Origin of the sequence: Sorangium sp. So ce296 (genome assembly GCF_051529605.1) — a bacterium.
In the GTDB taxonomy this organism is placed as follows: Bacteria; Myxococcota_A; Polyangia; order Polyangiales; family Polyangiaceae; genus Sorangium; species Sorangium cellulosum_D.
In genome coordinates this window covers 13,412,543-13,430,214 of record NZ_CP150325.1, presented here as the reverse complement: position 1 = coordinate 13,430,214, position 17,672 = coordinate 13,412,543, and the positions used below count along the sequence as shown (strand labels likewise).

General features: G+C 67.3%; 17 protein-coding genes. 3 read left to right on the top strand and 14 right to left on the bottom strand.

Annotation, left to right across the window (positions count from 1 at the left end):
- Positions 1–89: 89 nt before the first annotated feature.
- Together WME98_RS49580 and WME98_RS49575 are read right to left on the bottom strand one after the other, a co-directional pair.
- Positions 90–1,547, bottom strand: a complete 1,458-nt coding sequence (locus WME98_RS49580) for an NCS1 family nucleobase:cation symporter-1 (RefSeq protein ID WP_437948498.1) — start codon at positions 1,545–1,547, stop codon at positions 90–92.
- Between the two features lie 184 nt (positions 1,548–1,731).
- Positions 1,732–2,631 carry a PAS domain S-box protein gene (locus WME98_RS49575; RefSeq protein ID WP_437948497.1) on the bottom strand — a complete coding sequence of 300 codons (900 nt, stop codon included), beginning with the start codon at positions 2,629–2,631 and terminating at the stop codon, positions 1,732–1,734.
- 398 nt (positions 2,632–3,029) lie between these two features.
- On the opposite strand from WME98_RS49575, the gene WME98_RS49570 reads away from it, so the two are divergent.
- Positions 3,030–4,112 carry a transaldolase family protein gene (locus WME98_RS49570; RefSeq protein ID WP_437948496.1) on the top strand — a complete coding sequence of 361 codons (1,083 nt, stop codon included), beginning with the start codon at positions 3,030–3,032 and terminating at the stop codon, positions 4,110–4,112.
- A 127-nt stretch (positions 4,113–4,239) separates the two neighbouring features.
- On the opposite strand, the gene WME98_RS49565 is transcribed toward WME98_RS49570, so the two are convergent.
- The 11 genes from WME98_RS49565 to WME98_RS49515 all read right to left on the bottom strand — a co-directional run bounded on the left by WME98_RS49565 (position 4,240) and on the right by WME98_RS49515 (position 14,420).
- Positions 4,240–5,133 (bottom strand): MurR/RpiR family transcriptional regulator, encoded by an 894-nt coding sequence (locus WME98_RS49565; protein ID WP_061627857.1) that lies wholly within the window; start codon positions 5,131–5,133, stop codon positions 4,240–4,242.
- A complete protein-coding gene (locus tag WME98_RS49560) occupies positions 5,134–6,633 on the bottom strand; it encodes a CoA-acylating methylmalonate-semialdehyde dehydrogenase (protein WP_437948495.1) in 1,500 nt (499 codons plus the stop codon).
- Between the two features lie 31 nt (positions 6,634–6,664).
- Positions 6,665–7,453 (bottom strand): SDR family NAD(P)-dependent oxidoreductase, encoded by a 789-nt coding sequence (locus WME98_RS49555; protein ID WP_437948494.1) that lies wholly within the window; start codon positions 7,451–7,453, stop codon positions 6,665–6,667.
- A 7-nt stretch (positions 7,454–7,460) separates the two neighbouring features.
- Positions 7,461–8,234: an SDR family NAD(P)-dependent oxidoreductase gene (locus WME98_RS49550; protein ID WP_437948492.1), complete on the bottom strand. Its 774-nt coding sequence runs from the start codon at positions 8,232–8,234 to the stop codon at positions 7,461–7,463.
- A 9-nt stretch (positions 8,235–8,243) separates the two neighbouring features.
- Positions 8,244–8,861 carry an ATP-binding cassette domain-containing protein gene (locus tag WME98_RS49545; protein WP_437948491.1) on the bottom strand — a complete coding sequence of 206 codons (618 nt, stop codon included), beginning with the start codon at positions 8,859–8,861 and terminating at the stop codon, positions 8,244–8,246.
- Positions 8,858–9,547 (bottom strand): ABC transporter ATP-binding protein, encoded by a 690-nt coding sequence (locus tag WME98_RS49540; RefSeq protein ID WP_437948490.1) that lies wholly within the window; start codon positions 9,545–9,547, stop codon positions 8,858–8,860. The genes WME98_RS49545 and WME98_RS49540 overlap by 4 nt, the downstream gene beginning before the upstream one ends.
- Positions 9,540–10,289: an ABC transporter ATP-binding protein gene (locus WME98_RS49535; protein WP_437948489.1), complete on the bottom strand. Its 750-nt coding sequence runs from the start codon at positions 10,287–10,289 to the stop codon at positions 9,540–9,542. The genes WME98_RS49540 and WME98_RS49535 overlap by 8 nt, the downstream gene beginning before the upstream one ends.
- Positions 10,276–11,253: a branched-chain amino acid ABC transporter permease gene (locus tag WME98_RS49530; RefSeq protein WP_437948488.1), complete on the bottom strand. Its 978-nt coding sequence runs from the start codon at positions 11,251–11,253 to the stop codon at positions 10,276–10,278. The genes WME98_RS49535 and WME98_RS49530 overlap by 14 nt, the downstream gene beginning before the upstream one ends.
- 72 nt (positions 11,254–11,325) lie before the next feature.
- Positions 11,326–12,231 (bottom strand): branched-chain amino acid ABC transporter permease, encoded by a 906-nt coding sequence (locus WME98_RS49525; RefSeq protein ID WP_437948487.1) that lies wholly within the window; start codon positions 12,229–12,231, stop codon positions 11,326–11,328.
- A gap of 3 nt (positions 12,232–12,234) precedes the next feature.
- On the bottom strand, positions 12,235–13,524 hold the full coding sequence (locus WME98_RS49520) for an ABC transporter substrate-binding protein (RefSeq protein WP_437948486.1): 1,290 nt from the start codon (positions 13,522–13,524) through the stop codon (positions 12,235–12,237).
- Positions 13,521–14,420 carry an NAD(P)-dependent oxidoreductase gene (locus WME98_RS49515; RefSeq protein WP_061627849.1) on the bottom strand — a complete coding sequence of 300 codons (900 nt, stop codon included), beginning with the start codon at positions 14,418–14,420 and terminating at the stop codon, positions 13,521–13,523. Before WME98_RS49515 ends, WME98_RS49520 begins: the two co-directional genes overlap by 4 nt.
- Positions 14,421–15,019: 599 nt before the next feature.
- Between WME98_RS49515 and WME98_RS49510 the strand changes: the two genes are divergently transcribed.
- A complete protein-coding gene (locus WME98_RS49510; protein ID WP_437948485.1) occupies positions 15,020–16,396 on the top strand; it encodes a porin in 1,377 nt (458 codons plus the stop codon).
- A gap of 69 nt (positions 16,397–16,465) precedes the next feature.
- On the opposite strand, the gene WME98_RS49505 is transcribed toward WME98_RS49510, so the two are convergent.
- Positions 16,466–16,789 (bottom strand): ArsR/SmtB family transcription factor, encoded by a 324-nt coding sequence (locus tag WME98_RS49505; protein ID WP_061627847.1) that lies wholly within the window; start codon positions 16,787–16,789, stop codon positions 16,466–16,468.
- Between the two features lie 143 nt (positions 16,790–16,932).
- On the opposite strand from WME98_RS49505, the gene WME98_RS49500 reads away from it, so the two are divergent.
- Positions 16,933–17,667 (top strand): TetR/AcrR family transcriptional regulator, encoded by a 735-nt coding sequence (locus WME98_RS49500; protein WP_437948484.1) that lies wholly within the window; start codon positions 16,933–16,935, stop codon positions 17,665–17,667.
- Positions 17,668–17,672: the final 5 nt, after the last annotated feature.

The following is a 17,672-nucleotide window of genomic DNA, read 5'->3' as shown; positions in this document are numbered from 1 at the left end:
CAGCCTTCGCCGCCGGTCTCGGTCGGCGCTGGGCGTCGCGCCTCGGCTCGTGCGGCGCGGGTCACGCGGCGAGGATCACGCGGCGAGGATCACGCGGCGGCGGGCGTGGCCGGGCGGCGAATCAGCGAGAGGGCGACGTAGACCACGAACGAGATCGAGAAACCCGAGAACCACGCGTAATGGTAGAAATCCATCCATGCGGCGGAGGCCGTCAAGACACCGACGGTGCCGAGGAAGCCGGGCAGATTGGGCAGGACGCCGGCGACGAGGGCGACGAGCGCGATGGGGTTCCACCCGTTCGTGTACCAATAGGGCCCCTCCCGCTTGTAGAGCTGGGCGAGATCGAGCTTGGTCCGGCGGATCACGTAGTACTCTGCGATCAGGATCGCGCCGACGGGGCCGAGCAGCGCGGAGTAGCCGACGAGCCAGGTGAAGATGTACCCCGTCGGATCGCTGACGAGGCGCCAGGGCTGCATCAGGATCCCGAGGATGCCGGTGATGAGGCCGCCGGTGCGGAAGGAGATCCGTGACGGCCAGAGGTTCGAAAAATCGTTGGCGGGGCTCACCACGTTCGCGGCGATGTTCGTCGCCAGGTTGGCGATGCTGAGCGCCGCGAGCGAGACGATCAGGACGACGGGGCTCTCGAAGCGGGTGATGAGGACGACCGGGTCCCAGATGGTCTCCCCGTAGATGACGACCGTGGCCGACGTGACGGCGACGCCGATGAACGAGAAGAACGCCATGGTGGGCGGCAGGCCGACGGCCTGCCCGAGGGCCTGATCGCGCTGCGAGCGCGCGTAGCGGGTGAAGTCGGGGATGTTGAGCGCCAGCGTCGACCAGAAGCCGACCATCCCCGTGAGCGCGGGGAAGAAGAATGTCCAGAGCTGGCCCTCCTTGGGCTGCCCCGCCGCGAAGGATGAGGGCTTCTCGAGCATCGGGCCGAAGCCGCCCGCGCGGCCATGCGCCCAGAAGAGCAAGAGCAGGCCGAGGGCGACCAGCAGGGGCGCCTTGATGTTCAGCAGGATCCGGATCGACTCGATGCCCAAGTGGATGATCCAGACGTTGATGCCCCAGAACAGCAGGAAACAGGCGAGCTGGGCGGCGTTGATGCCGAGCGGCGTCGCCGGCATCTGCTCGATCGACGGCATGAAGACGGCGACGATCTTGTAGATGGCCCACCCGCCGAGCCATGTCCCGATCCCGAACCAGCCGCACGCCACGAGGGCCCGGAGCACCGCCGGCACGTTGGCCCCTCGGACGCCGAACGCGCTCCGGCAGTAGACGGGAAACGGAATGCCGTACTTCGTGCCCGCGTGCGCGTTCAGGATCATCGGCAGGAGCACGATGACGTTGCCGAGGAGGATCGTGAGCTCGGCCTGAGCCCAGCTCATCCCCTCGGCGATCAGGCCCGAAGCGAGCATGTACGTGGGAGTACAGGCGCACATGGATATCCACAGTGCGGCGATGTCCTTCATCCCCCATTTGCGCTGATCGAGGCGCACGGGCGCGATGTCCTCGTTGATGTAGCGGGGGTCGACCTCTTCCATACCCCGTGAGCCGCCGCGGGCATTCTCGTTGGCGGCGGATTGCACGTCGGGCCGAGCGATCGTTTGCGCCATGATCGATCAGGCTACACGACGCGACGTGGGATTGGATAGAGGGTCGGAGATTCCTTGCTTCAATCCATGGGTTGCGCGGAGCCGAGAGCGGCCGCGTCGCGGAGGAGCCTTGCTAGCGGGCTTGCCGCCCCGGGCCGGCGAGGCCGCGCTTCAGGGCGAACGCGATACCCTCCTTCAGGGTCCGCAGCGTCACGACGCCGCCTACACCGACGCCCAGCTCGACCAGCGTCTGCGCGATCCGCGGCTGGATGCCGGTGAGCACCACCTGCGCGCCGAGGAGCCGCACCGCCTTGGCCAGCCGGATCATCGCGTCCGCTACCTGGGTGTCGATCACGGCCACGCCGGTGATGTCCAGCACCACCGTCGTGGCGTTGTGCGCGATCACCCCCTGGAGGAGCGTCTCGAGCGCCGCCGCGGCGCGGGCGCTGTCGAGGAAGCCGATCAGCGGCATCGCGATGACCTCATCCGCCACCGGCATCAGCGGGGCCGACAGCTCGCGGACCATCTGCTCGAGCTTCATCGTCTTCTCCGCCACGCGCAGCTCGAGCTCGGCGTTGAGCCGCCGCACCTCGTCCTCGGCCTGCCGGCGATCGGTGACGTCGACGCCGACCGCCTGGAACTCGGCGCTCGCGCCCCCCTCGCCGAGCGGGGCCCGGTTGGTCCAGTGCAGCCAGCGGATCGAGCCGTCGGGGCGCACGACCCGGTGCTCGGTGTGGACGATCGGGTTCTCGGGGCCGAGCTTCGCGAACTGGCGATCGAGGTTCCGCTGATCCTCGTCGGGGACGAGCGGCGTGAAGCTATGCCCGATCAGCTCCTCCCGCGTCTTGTCGAAGTACCGGCAGTACACGTCGTTGACGAAGGTCAGCGTGCCATCCATCCGGAAGCGGCATATGAGCTCGGTCTGGTCCTCGACGATGCCCCGGTAGCGCGCCTCACTCTCGCGCAGGGCGGCCTCCACCAGCCGTTTCTCGGCGAGCTCCCGCTCGAGCTCGGCGTTGCGCTGGCGGAGCATCTCCAGTTCCACCTCCGCTGTACTGCCACTCCTCGCTTCGCCATCGTTCATGATCCCGTGGCCCCTCGGAGCGCCGACGGACGGCGCCGTTCTCCGCCAGCGTACCAAAAGCACGGTCGCCGCGGGCGAACTTCGTACGTGCGCTCGCCCTGCGCAGCGCCTCCGACCCCGCACGACCCGCACATTCGATCGACGCACGCGAGCGCACCGTCACCCAGCTTCGTGGCTCACGGCGGCCGTCCTCCCGTCCTCTTTCCGAACGACGTTCGTCTCCTGTGTTGGCTGCTTTACCTTCTCAACCGCGCCGTCCTTCTCCTCGAGGCTGCGGCCGGGCTCCCTGCTGTGGAATTTTTATTCTGACTATTGCCGTTGTTTAGAAAATATGTTCCAATGTCACCATGTCCACCAAGTTTCGCAGCCCCCTGCACGAGATGGCCTCGACCACCCCCACGGACTTCTGGTGCGACTCTTGCGCGGTGGGCGAGCTCAAGTACGCCCTCGAGCACGGCGCGGTCGGCGCCACCAGCAACCCCACCATCGTCGCCAGCGTGCTCAGGACCGAGTTCGGCGCCTGGAAGCCGCGCGTGGAGGAGCTGATTCAAGCGCAGCCTACGTGGACGGAGGCGCACATCGCTTGGGAGGTGATGGAAGCGATGTCCGTGAAGGCTGCCAGCCTGCTCACACCCGTGTTCGAGCAGACGGGAGGCAAGAAGGGCTGGTTGTCGATTCAAACCAACGCGGAATTTCACAAGAGCCCTCATGCGCTCGTGAGCCAGGCGCTCCGTTTCGCGTCGCTCGCCCCCAACCTGCAGGTGAAAATTCCGGCCACGGTGGCCGGCATCCAGGCCATCGAGGAAGTGACGGCGGAGGGGGTCAACGTCAACGCCACCGTCTGCTTCACGGCGCCGCAGGCCGTCGCCGTCGCCGAGGCCGTCGAGCGAGGGCTCAAGCGCCGTGAGGCAGCCGGACGTTCCACGGACGACATGGTCCCGGTCTGCACCATCATGGTCGGCCGACTCGACGACTGGCTCAAGGTCGTGTGCGAACGACAAGGCAAGGTGCCGACCCCCGGCACGCTGGATTGGGCCGGCATCGCGGTGTTCAAGAACGCGCTCAAGACGTTCAAGCAGTCAGGTTACCGCACGCGCCTGCTCGCCGCCGCCTATCGTCATCACCTCCACTGGTCGGAGCTGGTGGGCGGGGACGTCATCCTCACGATTCCGCCGGAGTGGCAGCGCAAGTTCAACGCCTCCAAGCTCCCGGTCATCCCGCGCATCGACAACCCGGTTCCGCAGCAAGCCATGACCGAGCTCTCCGAGCAGCTCGAGGACTTCCGGCGCGCCTACGACCCCAAGGGTATGACGGTGGCCGAGTTCGACGGCTTCGGCGCCACCCGTCGCACGCTTCGGACCTTCCTCGATTCCTATTACGGCCTGCTCAGCTTCATCCGCGACCTGCGCATCCCGAATCCGGACGCGTGAGCTGACCAGCGCCGGCCGGCGGCTGGAGCGGGCGGGCTGCCGCGTCGCAGCTCGCGCCGCCGGCTGCCCCCGCGTCGCCGCACCTCACCCGGACCGCTCGCCCGACGCCCGGCGGTGCGCGAAGCCGTCAGGCCGATCGCTTCGACTTCTTGCCGTTGCCGTGGCTGCGCTTGGCTTCCACGGCGCGGCCGACGCCGACGACGAGCGCGACGGCCAGCGTCATGGTGACGGCGAGCGAGCGGAACATGCCGACCGAGGCTTGCTGTACCTCCAGGCTCACGTCGGCGTGCTCGGCGAGCGGGCTGAGCGGGCTGTCGGTCAAGGCGACGATCTTGACGCCACGCTGCTTGGCTTCACGCACGACCTGCGCCACGTCCGGCGAATAAGCCTTCGAGCTGATGGCGATGATGACGTCGCGATTCGTGGCATGGCCGACCTGCTGCATGAACATGCCGCCCACGCCGTCCACCAGCACGTTGCGCACGTTCATCTGGCTGAAGGCGTAGGCCAGGTAGCAGGCGATCGGGAAGGAGCGGCGGTGCGCCACCACGTACACGATCTCGGAGTCCGTGATCAGCTTGTAGGCCTGGTCCAGCAGCGGCCCCATCCGCCGCTGCTGCTGCAGCCGGCGCAGCCCGACCATGTCCGCTTCGACGAACTGGTCGAGCAGCGCCCTGGCGTCGCCCCTGACCTCTTCGCTCGGAGCGCCCTCGGTGCCGTCGAGGGAGCGCAGGCGCTCCTTGTAATCCGGCATGGCGTCGGTCAGCCGCGTGCGGAACACGCGCTGCATGTCGCTGTAGCCGGAGAAGCCGAATTCCTGGGCGAAGCGGATGAGGCTGCTGGGTTGCACGCCGGCGCGCTGCGAGACCTGCGCGATGGTATCGAGCGCGAGCTCACTGGGGTTGTCGAGAGCGTGGCTGGCAATCTGCTGGAGACGTTTGCTCAGGCTGGGGAATTGTTTGATGATCGCTTTTTCCAGCTGATCGTACGTCTCCGGATGCGTAGCTTCGCTCTTCTTCATTCATTTCACCGTGGGCATCGCGAAGCTCGCCCCGACGCTCGCCCCTCGCGGCCAGCGCGACGTGACGGTCTTCAGGCGCGTGAAGAATCGGACACCCTCCGGACCGTGCATGTAGTGATCGCCGAACAGCGAGCCCTTCCAGCCGCCGAAGCTGTGGAACGCCATCGGCACGGGGATCGGCACGTTCACGCCCACCATGCCGATCTGGATGCGCTTGGCGAACTCATCCGCAGCCTCGCCGCTGCTGGTGAAGATGGCGCCGCCGTTGCCATAGCGGTGGGCATTCACCAGCTGGATGGCGGCGTCAAGCGTCGGCACGCGGACGACGGCGAGCACCGGGCCGAAGATCTCTTCCTGGTAGATCTTCATGGACGAGGTGACGTGGTCGAACAAGCAACCACCCAGGAAGAAGCCGTCCTCGGCTCCGGGAACTTTGAGGCCGCGCCCGTCGACCAGCAGCCTGGCGCCTTCCTTGACGCCGAGGTCCACGTAGCCGGAGACCTTCTCGAGGTGCTGCTTGGTGACCAGGGGCCCCATATCCAACCCCGGCTGGTCGCCGGGTCCGATCTTGAGCGCCTTGATCTTGGGGATGAGCGCGTCGACCAGGCGGTCGCCCGTCTCGGGGCCGACGGCGACCGCCACCGAGATGGCCATGCAGCGCTCGCCCGCCGAGCCGTAGGCGGCGCCCATCAGAGCGTCGACCGTGTGGCTCAGGTCGGCGTCCGGCATGACGATCATGTGGTTCTTGGCGCCGCCCAGAGCCTGCACCCGCTTACCGGCTCGCGTCGCGCGCTGATAGACGTCCTCGGCCACGGGCGTGGAGCCGACCAGGCTGATGGCCGCGACGTCCGGATGCTCGATGAGAGCGTCGACGACCTCCTTGTCGCCGCTCACGACGTTGAACACGCCCGGCGGCAGCCCAGCCTGGGTCCACAGCTCCGCGAGGCGCAGCGACAGCGACGGCACCTTCTCCGACGGCTTCATGATGAAGGTGTTGCCGCAGGCGATGGCGATCGGCGCCATCCACAGCGGGATCATGGCCGGGAAGTTGAACGGCCCGACGCCGGCGCACACGCCGAGCGGCTGGCGAAAGGACCAGCTGTCGACGCCGCGCGCCACGCCCTCCGAGTACTCACCCTTGAGCAGCTGCGGAATGCCAGCGGCGAACTCGACCACCTCCATGCCGCGCGTCACGGAGCCGCGCGCGTCGTCGAGCACCTTGCCATGCTCGGCGGTGACGAGCGCCGCCAGCTCGTCCACATGCCGGTCGATCAGGCTCTTCAGCTCGAACATGACGCGCGCGCGCCGCACGGGCGGCGTCGCCGACCAGCTCTCGAAGGCCCGCTTGGCGACCCCCACGGCGCTCGACACCTCGCCGGCCGTCGACATCGGCACCTGGCTCGTGACGGCGCCGAGCGCCGGGTTGAAGACGTCGCCCCACCGCTGCGTGGAGCTGTCCGTCATCTTGCCGCCTACGTAGTTCTGCAGTTTCTTGATCATGGCTTCATTACCTATCGAGGCCCGTGCCGCCCTATTGGCAGGCCGTCAGGCCTCCGTCCACGTACAGGATCTGCCCGGTCACGAAATCGCTGCCGGGGCCGCAGAAGAACAGCGTCGGTCCGACGACGTCCTCCGGCTCCGCGACGCGACCGAGCGGGATGCGCTCGAGCAGCTTGGCTCGTTGCTCGGGGTTCTTGAGTGCATGTTGCGCCATTTCGCTCTGCACGAAGGTCGGCGCCACGCCGTTCACGTTGATGCGATGCGGCGCGAGCTCCACCGCGTGCTGTCGGACGATCATGGCCAGGCCGCCCTTGCTCGAGGTGTAGGCCGAATAGCCTTTACCCTGCAGGGCTAGGGAGGCGCGCACGGACAGGATGTGCACCTGGCGTCCGCCCTGTCCTTGCTGCACTTGACGCCGCGCGACGGCCTGCCCCAGGAACATGGCCGCCTTCAGGTTGAGGTCGATCACGCTGTCGAAGCTCTCCTCGGTCGCCTCGAGCACGCGCTGCTCGCGATGGATGCCGACGGCGTTGACCAGGATGTCGCAGCGCCCGAAGTGGTCGCAGACGGCGTCGACCGAGCGCCCGATGTCCTTCACCGAGCGGGCGTCGAAGGCGACGCCCCTGGCGTCCGCCCCGGTAGCGAGCACCGATTCCGTCACCGCGCGCAGCTTGCGCTCGTCGGTGCCGCCCACGACCACCTTGGCGCCGGCTTGCCCCAGGCCGCGCGCGATCGCCGCGCCGAGCGCTCCGGTGCCGCCCGGTACGTACGCGACCTTGTCGAACAGGGGTCTCGAGAGCTGGGGCGCGGTGGTCGTCATGGTGGCCTCAATCCAGGTGCAAACCGCCGTTGATATCGAGCAGCTCCCCGGTGATGAAGCCAGCCAGGGGCGAGGACAGGAACACCACGGCGTGCGCGATCTCCTCCGGCTCGCAGAAGCGACCGACGGGGATCTGCTTCAACGTTCGCTGCCGCTGCTCCTCCGTGAGCTGCTCGGTGATCATCTTGGTCCTCACGTAGGCCGGCGCGATGGCGTTCACGGTCACGCCGTGCGGCGCCAGCTCTCGCGCGAGCGAGAACGTGAGCCCGCCGAGCGCGCCCTTGGACGCGGTGTAGGCAGTGCCGGCCGTGAGCCCGCCGGTCTTCATGGCCACCGAGCACATATTGATGATGCGGCCCCACCCGCGCTCGCGCATGGAGGGCACCCACTCGCGGCTCAGGTGGTACGGCCCGTCCAGGTTGACGGCCATGATCTTGCGCCACTCCTCCGGCGTGGTCTCCGCCAGCTTGTGGTTGGAGAGCACGCCCGCGTTGTTGACCAGGATCTCCACCGCCCCGACGCGCTCGCGCACGTCGGCGCACGCGGCCTCGACCTGCGCCGAGTCGCTCAGATCGAACAGGATCGGGTAGGCGCCATCGCCCAGGGAGGCCGTCACCGCATCGAGCGCCGCGCGATCCGCGTCCGCCAGCACCACGCGGTGGCCTTCGGCGAGCAAGGAGCGCGCGATCGCCGCGCCCATGGCGCCGCCGGCGCCCGTCACCATCGCGACGCGGCTCGGGTTGTTCGTCTTGTCCTTCGTTTCGATTCTCGTTGGAGTCATTCTCGTTGCTCAGCAATCCGCGAGCGCGCCCAGGTAGTCGCGCACGCCCGTGTGTTCCAGCAGCCTGCCGTAGGTCGGCAGCTCCGCGACCTGACCACCGGCCACGAACAGGAAGCGCTCGCAGTGGTCACGCATGATATCGATGTGAAACGGCTCGTAAGGATGGACGCACAGCATGACCACGCGGCCGCTGGCGCGGAGCTTCTTGAAGAAGCTCAGCATGAAGCCGATGTACCCGTCTTGCGTGCTGAACTGCGGCTCGTCGAAGATGTGCACCAGCGGGTAGTCGGACCCCGCCGGATGCAGCATGAAATCGGGCTTGGTCTTCTTGACCGAGCGCACCTGATACGACTGGTGGTAGTGAATGACCATGCGGTCACGCTCGCGGTACTTCACCGTTTGAATATCGCGCCCGCCGCACAGGATCTGCCCGCTGGTCGGCGCGTTGCTGCCCGACAGCATCTCGAACAGGGTCGTCTTGCCGGCGCCGTTCGGCCCCATCACGCCGATGATCTCCGGCCCTTCGATCGTGAACGAGGCGCTGAGGCTGAACGTCTGCTTCCTGGCGAACAGGCCGCGCGAGTACGTCTTCTTCAGGTTCCGCACCTCGAGGACCGGCGTCGTCATGACAGCTCTCCCAGCAGGCGTGCGTCCTCTAGCAACGCCTTGGCCGGCCCGTGGTGCACGACGCGGCCGCCGCGGACGACGTACGCGCGATCGCACACCGCCAGCGCGCTGCGCACGTTTTGTTCCACCACCAGCACGCCGATGCCCTCGTCGCGCAGGCGTGCGATGGTCTTCATGACGTCCTGCACCAGCTTGGGCGCCAGGCCTTGCGACGGCTCGTCCAGCAGCACCAGGCCGGGGCCGCCCAGCAGGGCGCGGCCGATGGCGACCATCTGCATCTCGCCGCCGGAGAGGTTCTCGCTGTCGCGATCGAGCAGGTACTCCAGCGCAGGGAACAGGCCGAACACCTCCTTCTCGCTCCAGCTGCGGAACGCCGTCTTCTTCTTGCCCAGCTGAAGGTTGGTCCTCACCTTGAGCGCGGGGAAGATGCGGCGATCGTCCGGCACCCAGCCGATGCCGGCGCGAGCGATGTCGCTCGTGGCCGCGCGCGTGATCTCGCTGCCGCCGAAGCGGATCGCCCCGCGGCGCGCCGGTGTGAGACCGAGGATGGAGCGCAAGACGGTCGTCTTGCCGGCGCCGTTCGGCCCGAGGAGCGCCACGGCCTCGCCCTTGCCGACGCTCAGATCGACGCCGAACAGCGCCTGCGTCTCGCCGTAGAAGGTCTCGATGCCCTGGATTTCAAGCATCCGCCGACGCTCCCAGCTTCGCCCGGCGCACCCACGGATCCGAGCGCAGCTCGTCCGGCGTGCCCTGCGCGATCACCTGGCCCCAGTGGATCACCGACACGCGGTCGGCCAGCCGGAACAAGAACTCCATGTCGTGCTCGATCATGACGATGGTGAAGCGGCGCTTGAGCGTGAGGATCAGCTCCAGCAGCCGGTCGCGCCCTTCGGCGCCCATGCCTTGCGTCGGCTCGTCGAGGAAGAGCACGCGCGGCTCCGCCGCGAGCGCCACGGCGATCTCGAGCGCGCGGCGCTGGCCGTAGGACAGGTTGATCGATTTGCTGTCGAGGCGCTGGCCGAGCCCCACCTGCTCGACGACGCGGATCGCCTTGTCGATGGCAGCGGAGTCGGCGGCGACGCTCTTGAACGGGTTCATGCCGGAGCGGCGCATCTCCGGCACGGCGAACAGCACGTTCTCCAGCACCGTGAACTCGTCGAACAAGCTCATGATCTGGAACGAGCGCGCCACGCCCCTCTGCGCGATCTGCCGCGGCGACAGGCCGGTGATGTCCTGTCCATCCAGCAGCACCCGCCCGCGATCCGGCGGGAAGTGACCGGTGAGCACGTTGAAGCAGGTCGACTTGCCGGCGCCGTTCGGGCCCATGATGCCCGACAGCTGGCCCTGCTCGAACGACAGCGTGATGTCCTCCAAGACCACCCGGTCGCCGAAGCGCTTGCTCAGGTGGATGGCCTCAAACAGAGCCATTTCCGGCCTCCGTGGGCAGCGGCTCGGATCCCGTCGCGCACGATCCGCGCGAGAGCCTGGCGCGGTAATGCTGGAACGCGCCGGCGATGCCTTCGGGCTGGAACAACACCACCGCCATGAAGAGCAAGCCGTACCAGAGCAGCCAGGTCTCGGTCGCGGCGCCGAGCAGGTCGCGCGCGACGATGAACACCAGCGCGCCCAGCACCGGCCCCCAGAAGCTCACGGTGCCGCCGCCGATCAGCACCGCCATGACGATGAAGCCGGAGCTGTGCACGCTCATCACGTCCGGATAGGCGCTCTCTTGCGCCACGGCCAGGAGCCCGCCGGCCAGCCCGGCGAACACGCCGGAGAGCGCGATCACGGCCCACTTCGTGAGCCACACGTTGTAGCCGACGAAGCGCGCGCGAGGCTCGTTCATGCGGATGGCTTGCAGCGCCTTGCCGAACGGCGAGTGCACCAGGCGCCACAGCGCCGCGATCGCGAGCGCCAGGATGGCGAGCACCACGTAGTAGAGCGTGGCGTTGTCCTTCAGCTCGAGCCCAGCCAGCGCCGGCCGGCGAATGTTGAGCAAGCCGTCCTCCCCGCCCGTGATCGAGTGCGCCTTCATGGCCACGAACCAGAACACCTGCCCGCAGGCGATGGTGAGCAGGGCAAAGTAGATGCCGCGCCGGTGCGCCACGAGCGCCCCGACGAGCGCAGCGCCGAGGCCGCCCGCGGCCGCGCCGAGCGCGAGGCAAACCAGCGGGTTCTGCGACAAGCTCAGGTAAGACAGGCCGTAGGCGTAGGCGCCGACGCCCAGGAACGCGCCGTGGCCGAACGAGGGCAGGCCCGTGTAGCCCATGAGCAAGTTGTAGCCGAGGGCGTACAACATCCAGATCGCGACCTCGATGCCGAGGTACTGGTAGAGCCCGAGGTGCTCGGCCCAGAGCGGGAAGCTCGCCATCAAGGCCAGCGTGATCAGCATGGGCCTCGTGACCCAGGCTTGCCCGCGAGCCTGGCGGCCTCTGGTGGTGACGGGTGTGTAAAGCGGCATCGATCAAGCCTCGAGCGCGCTCTTCTTACCCATCAGCCCGCGCGCGCGGACGCTGAGCACCAGGATGAGCAAGAGGTACATGGACATGACCGACCACTCGGCGGCGTATCCACCGGTGATGCCGACCGTGACGCCGACGAGCAGCCCGGCGAGCACGGCGCCCCAGAAGCTACCGACGCCGCCGAGCACGATGATGAGAAACGAGGGAATCACCGCGTCCACGCCCACGTGCGGGCGCAGGCCCCAGATCGGCGTCAGGATGATGCCGGCCAGCGCCGCCAGGCCCGCGCCCATGGCGAACACGAACAGCCGCAGTCGACCGATGTTGATGCCGAGCGCGCGGACCATCTCGGCGTCGTGCGCGCCGGCCTTCACGCGGGCCCCGTAGGGCGTCTTCTCCAGGAAGAGCCACACGAGCGCCATCATCACGACGCCCAGAGAGGCGGCGAAGAACCGGTACTTGGAGTAGATGAGGTCACCGGCCATGAACGCGCCGTTCACGGCCTCCGGCACCGGCAGGCTCTTCTCGCCGGGGCCCCACACGATGCGAATGCCTTCTTCGAGCACCAGGGAGGCGCCGAAGGTGAGCAAGAGGCCGTACTCGGACTTCTTTCCGTACGTGCGGCGGATACAGCGCTCCAGGCCCATGCCCACGACGCCGAGCAGGAGCGGCGCCACGATCAGCGCCAGCGCGTACCTGAGCGCCAGCGGCAGCTCCAGGTACGCGCTGGCCGCCTCGCCCATGAACCCGGGATTGATGATCTCCACCGCCAGGTACGCGCCGAGCGCGAACAGCGAGCCGTGCGCCAGGTTGATCACCTCCATGACGCCGACGATGAGCATGAAGCCGAGCGCCAGCAGCCCGAACAGAATGCCGAGCGAGACGCCGTTGATCAGGTGGGGCAGCACGGCTTACGGCTCGTAGACGGGCGTCGACTCGAGCGGCTCCAGCTTGCACTTGGCGTCCGCGTCCTTGTCGACGACCTGGCTCGGATCGGTGTGGCTGAGGATCTTGAACAGCGCGTCGGGGTTCTGGGAGTCGAGGTCGGCGGTGGCCAGGTAGATCGTCTGCTGCAGCTGGTGCGTCGCCGGGTTCATGTAGGCGTCGTGGTGCTGCATGCGCTCTTTGGCTGAAATTCTCAGGCCCTCCAGCTCTTTGATCACCGCGTGGTTCTTGGTCGTCTTGGCGCGCTCGACCGCCTCCAGCAGCGAGCGGGTCGCCCAGTAGCCGTTGTAGAACACGTTGCCCGGCGTCTTGATCTTCGAGTCGGGGTTGGCCTTGGCGTACCTGGCGTTGAACTCCTTGACCCCGGGCAAGTCGAGCCCCTGGTACCAGGTCGTGCCGAACACGCCGAACAGGTCCGTGCGCGGCAAGCCGTAGATGTCCGGCCAGTCCTGCTGGTTGTTGATCCAGGCGTACTTCTCGCCCAGCTTCATCTGCGCGACCTGCGCGCGGAGGGCCTTCAGGTCGTCGCCGCCGACGGCAGCGGCGATGACGTTCGGCGCCTTCTGCTGCACCTTGAGCAGGATCGCGCTGAAGTCACGCGTGCCTTGCGGCACCAGGATCTCGTCGATGATCTCGCCGCCGCTCTCCGTCACCACCTTCTTGGTGGCCTTGGCGGTGTCGTGACCCCACACGTAGTCGTTGGTGAGCAAGAGCCACTTCTTGCCGAACGCCTCGATCGCGCCCTTGGCGGAAGCCTGGGTGAAGTTGCTGCCGTTGGCGTCCCACACGAACTTCACGCGGTGGCAGTTCTCGCCGGCCTCCGTGGCGGAGCTGCTGTTCGTGTTGAGGTAGATGACGCCGTACTTCTGCGCCACCTGCGAGATGGCGTTGGCCACGCCGGAGCTGACGCCGCCGACGAGGAAGGCGACCTTGTCCTGCTTGATCATGCGCTCGGCGACGCGGGATCCCGTCGCCGGCGTCGTCTCGGTATCCATGTGCACCCACTTCACGGGCCTACCGAGCACGCCGCCTTTGGCGTTGGCCTCGTCGATGGCCATGAGGATGCCGCGCTTGTCGGAGTCGCCGCTGTTCGCGTACTGGCCGCTGGCGTCCGCCGTGATGCCGATCACGATCGGCGGCTTGCCTGATTCCGCCTGCGAGGACGAGGCGCCCTCGGCGCCCGCCTTCTTGCCGCACGCCGCTGTGAGCGCGCACAGCGCGCCCACCGCCGCCAGGTTCAAGGCGCGAGAGGTCATTTTCCGAGCTCGACGCTGTTCTGCTTGCAGTGGGAGGCGACCATGTGTCCGACGAGCCCGTCCGCGTAGCCGGAGTTGAGCGCGGACACGAGCGCGTTGAGCACCGCAGGCCCCATCGGCGCCGTGAGCGGGACGTCCGCCACCATGCGGTTGTAGTAGCGGAGATCTTTGGCGGCGTTGGCGAGCGTGAAGTTGAGCCCGCTGAAGTCGCCGCTCTCGAGGATCTTCGGCACGATCAGCTGGAAGATGCCGCTGTTGGCGCCGCCGCTGCCCACCACCTTGGCGAATTTGCCGAGGTCGACGCCCGTGGCCGCGCACGCGCACAGCGCCTCCGCGATCAGCGCCGCGTGCCCCATCGTGATGAGGTTGTAGATGAGCTTGGTGCGGGCGCCGGAGCCGACGCCGCCCATGTAGAAGATGTTCTCGCAGAACGCTTCCAGCACCGGCCGCACCTCGGCGAACGTCTGCTCGTCGGCGCCGACCATGGTGTTCAGCTTGCCGGCCTCGGCGTCCTTCGGGCTGCGCGCCAGCGGTGCGTCGGCGTAGGACGCGCCGAGCGCCGCCAGGTCGTTCGCGACGCGCTCGCTCATGGCCGGCTCGCTCGTGGAGCAGTCGAGCAGGATCATCCCTTTTTTGAAGGCACCCAGGAGCCCGTCCTGTCCGTACACGACCTGCTCGACCTGCGGAGCGCCGGTCACGCACAGGAGGACGAGGTCGGAGGCGTCGGCGATGGCGCGCGGCGTCTTGGCCTCGCTCGCGCCTTGCGCGAGCAGGTCTTCGATCGGCTTGCGATTCCTGTGAGCCATCACGGTGACGGGGAAGCCCTTGGCCAGGAGGTTCTTGGCCATGCCGTGTCCCATCAAACCCACTCCGACGAACCCGATCTTCTTTGCCATGATGGACTCCTACCAGGGCGCTGATCGCAGGATCTTCGCCTCCACGCGCTCTGATTTGCTCTCGCCAGCGGCTCTGGCCCAGGGACCTTTCTCGTAGAATATTTGTTCTATTTTGTCAACCGGTAGAACGAGGTCCGACAGCGGTTTTCAGAGGGGGTCTGGTACAGGCCCGAGCTCGCCCGCAGCGCTCGTGGCACAGGATGTGCTTGGGACGCTCGATGGGCGCCCACCGCCGCAGGGCGAGCGCGTGAGAACATCTAAATATTCATAATGATTAGTGATTTTTGCGCTCATGCCGTCTGGGCTGCAGTGAGTTTGCATATTTATTCACTTTGATGCGCTCGCCGTCCCGCCCACCGACTCGACTTGCGCCGTCGAATCGTTGATGCCCTGCGCCAATGTCGACGGGAGCTGGCCGAGCGCATTGCCGCCGCTCCGAGCGCCGTTCGGTGGAGTTTCTTGGAATTTTAATTTCAAAAATTTCAAACTTGGACTATTCGTTCCGACGGCTGCGTGCGCCGCCGGCTGCGCTCCACGCCGGCCTTCGTTCGAGATCCAGGCAGAGGAGAGCGACAAACGTGCTTCATTCAAAGAGAGTCGTGCGAGCCCTCGTGGTCAGCGCGGGCGTCGTGCCCGCGCTGCTGTCCTCGTTGCCGGCGCGAGCCGAGATCTTCCTGCTCAAGAAGGAGAAGGTGGACGACTGGGAGGTCTCGACCAACGGCCGCGTCGACGCCTACCTCAACTGGATCGGCGGCGAGACGATCGACGCGGATGGCCTGGGCAACAAGGTCGACCCCGACGACCCTGCCTCGACCGAACGGTACATCTTGGTAGGACCGCAGATCTCGATCCGCGGCAACCCGACGCCCGCTGGCGCCGTCGGCAACACCGTCACTGACACGGATCTGAACACGTTCCGCATCCGCGGCGGGTTCGCCAGCACGATCCTGGCGTTCAACGTCTACAAGCAAGTTTTGCCGGACGTGAAGCTCACCATCAAGCTGGCGTTGTGGGCGGGCATTCAGAACGCCCAGAACAACAACGTGCGCCAGTTCAACGACGCGGCCTCGGTGGACTTCCGCGAGCAGTATGTGGACCTGTCCGGCAGCTGGGGCGCAGCGTGGGGCGGCCGCCGCCTCGGCCTGTTCAATCGCGGCGGCATGAAGATGAACTGGGCTCTGATCCACCAGCACGGCGTGGGTCACCCGTGCAACGTGGACTCGTCAGGGGCGGCCACCTGCGGCCACACGGGCGTGGGCTCGATGTTCCCGTCCCGTCACGCGCAGCTCGGCTACGCCACGCCGGAGCTCGCCGGCGTGCAGCTCTCGGTGGCGGCGCTCGACCCGGCCATGATCGACGCCTCCTGGAACCGCACGATCGCGCCCCGCTTCGAGGGCGAGCTCACCTTTCGCAAGGTGCTGGACGACAAGCCCGCCGTGAAGGACGAGGTCAACGCCTGGCTCAACGGCCTGACGCAGATGGTCGGCCGCACCAAGGAGTCGCCGAGCAACCCGGACGCGCAGGACCCTGGGATTCCAGCGGACGCGGTGCGCAACGTGTGGGGCGCCGGCGGCGGCGCCTGGGGTCGTTACGCCGGCTTCGGCATCGGCGCCACGGGCTGGTTCGGCGAGGGCCTCGGCACCGCGTGGGCGCTCGGCAACACGGCCATCGACAGCATCGGCGAGCTGCGCATGCACTACGGCTACCTGGCAGCCGCGAACTACCGCGCGGGCAATTTCGAGGTCGCGGTCACCTATGGCTCCACCAACGTCGTGGAGACGGATTGGGACAAGGCCCCCTCGAACCCGGTCAAGATCAGCGTGATCGAGGAAGTGCGCGGCATCGGCGGTAAGATCGCCTACTACATGACCCCTGTGGTGTTCTCGATCGACGGCATGAATCTGAAGCACACCTGGCATCGCGGTGAGACGCAGGACGCCAACGTCGTCAGCGCCGGCGTGCTCGCAGAGTGGTAGCTGGAAGCAGCGCGTCGCCTCCGCGCAGGTGCGCGTCGCGATCGGCCTGGGACTGGTAGACGATCCGGCTCACCCCTTCTCTTCGTCGCGTTGGATCTCGGCCCGCAAGTCGTCGAGCTGCTCGAAGCGCTCGTCCGAGATGTCCCGGAAGCGCTCGAGCCACGCGCCGAGCTCGCGCAGCGGCGCCGCGCGCAGCCCGTAGATGCGCTGCTGCGCGCGGGGCTGGACGCCGACGAGGCCGGCGTCCCGCAGCACGCGCAGGTGCTTCGAGACCTGAGGCTGCGCGAGCGGCAGGCGGTCGCAGATCTCGCCGACCGGCAGGGGCCCGGCGCGAAGCAGCTCGACGATGCGCAGGCGGGTCGGATCGGCAAGCGCCGCGAACGTCTGCATCATCGACGAGTTATATTCCTATTCCAGTATATTCCTGTCAAGGAACATACGTCGAAGGGCGCTGAAATCCAGGTCTGCGCATCCTGACTGATCAACGCTTGACCAATTTTCAAAATCGGTCATTTATCAAGGCGCGGAGGGCGAGGGTGGCCGACGGAGATTTCTCGAAGCAGCGGCAGCGGGCCGAGCGGATCCTGGATGCAGCGGCGGAGCTGGTGCTCCGCTGGGGGTACAAGCGCGTCACCATCGACGAGGTCGCCAAGCGGGCGAACATCGGCAAGGGCACGGTCTACCTGCACTGGAAGACGCGCGAGGCGCTCTTCGTCGCGGTGCTCGCGCGCGACGCCCTGCGCATGTTCGACAGGTTCGCCGAGGTCATCCGCGAGGATCCGGCGGAGATCCTGCTCCACCGCGTGATGCGGCGCAGGCTCCTCCTCCTGGAGGAGTATCCGCTGCTGCAAGCGCTGTTCTCCCGCGACACCGAGGTGCTCGGCAGCCTCATCAGCGACAGCACGGCGCGGCCGCTCCAGGCGAACAAGCTCGCCTACCTCCGCGAGTACTGCGGGCTCCTGCGGTCGCACGGGCTGCTGCGCACCGACGTGGATCTGGACGCCCAGATCTACGCGATCAACGCGGCCGTGTTCGGCTTCTACCTGATGGATCCGCTGCTCCCGGCCGAGGAGAGGCGGTCCATCGAGGACCGGGCCGACATGATCGCCTCGATGGTGCGCAGGGCCTTCGAGCCCCCGGAGCCCCCCGAGCCCGGCGTCGTGCGCGCGCTCGCGCCCGCGATCATCGACCGCTTCGAGCAGCTACGCGCTGACTACGCGCAGTTCGCACAGGGCAACATCACCTCAACGCGGGAGAGCCCCGAGGAGTGATCCGA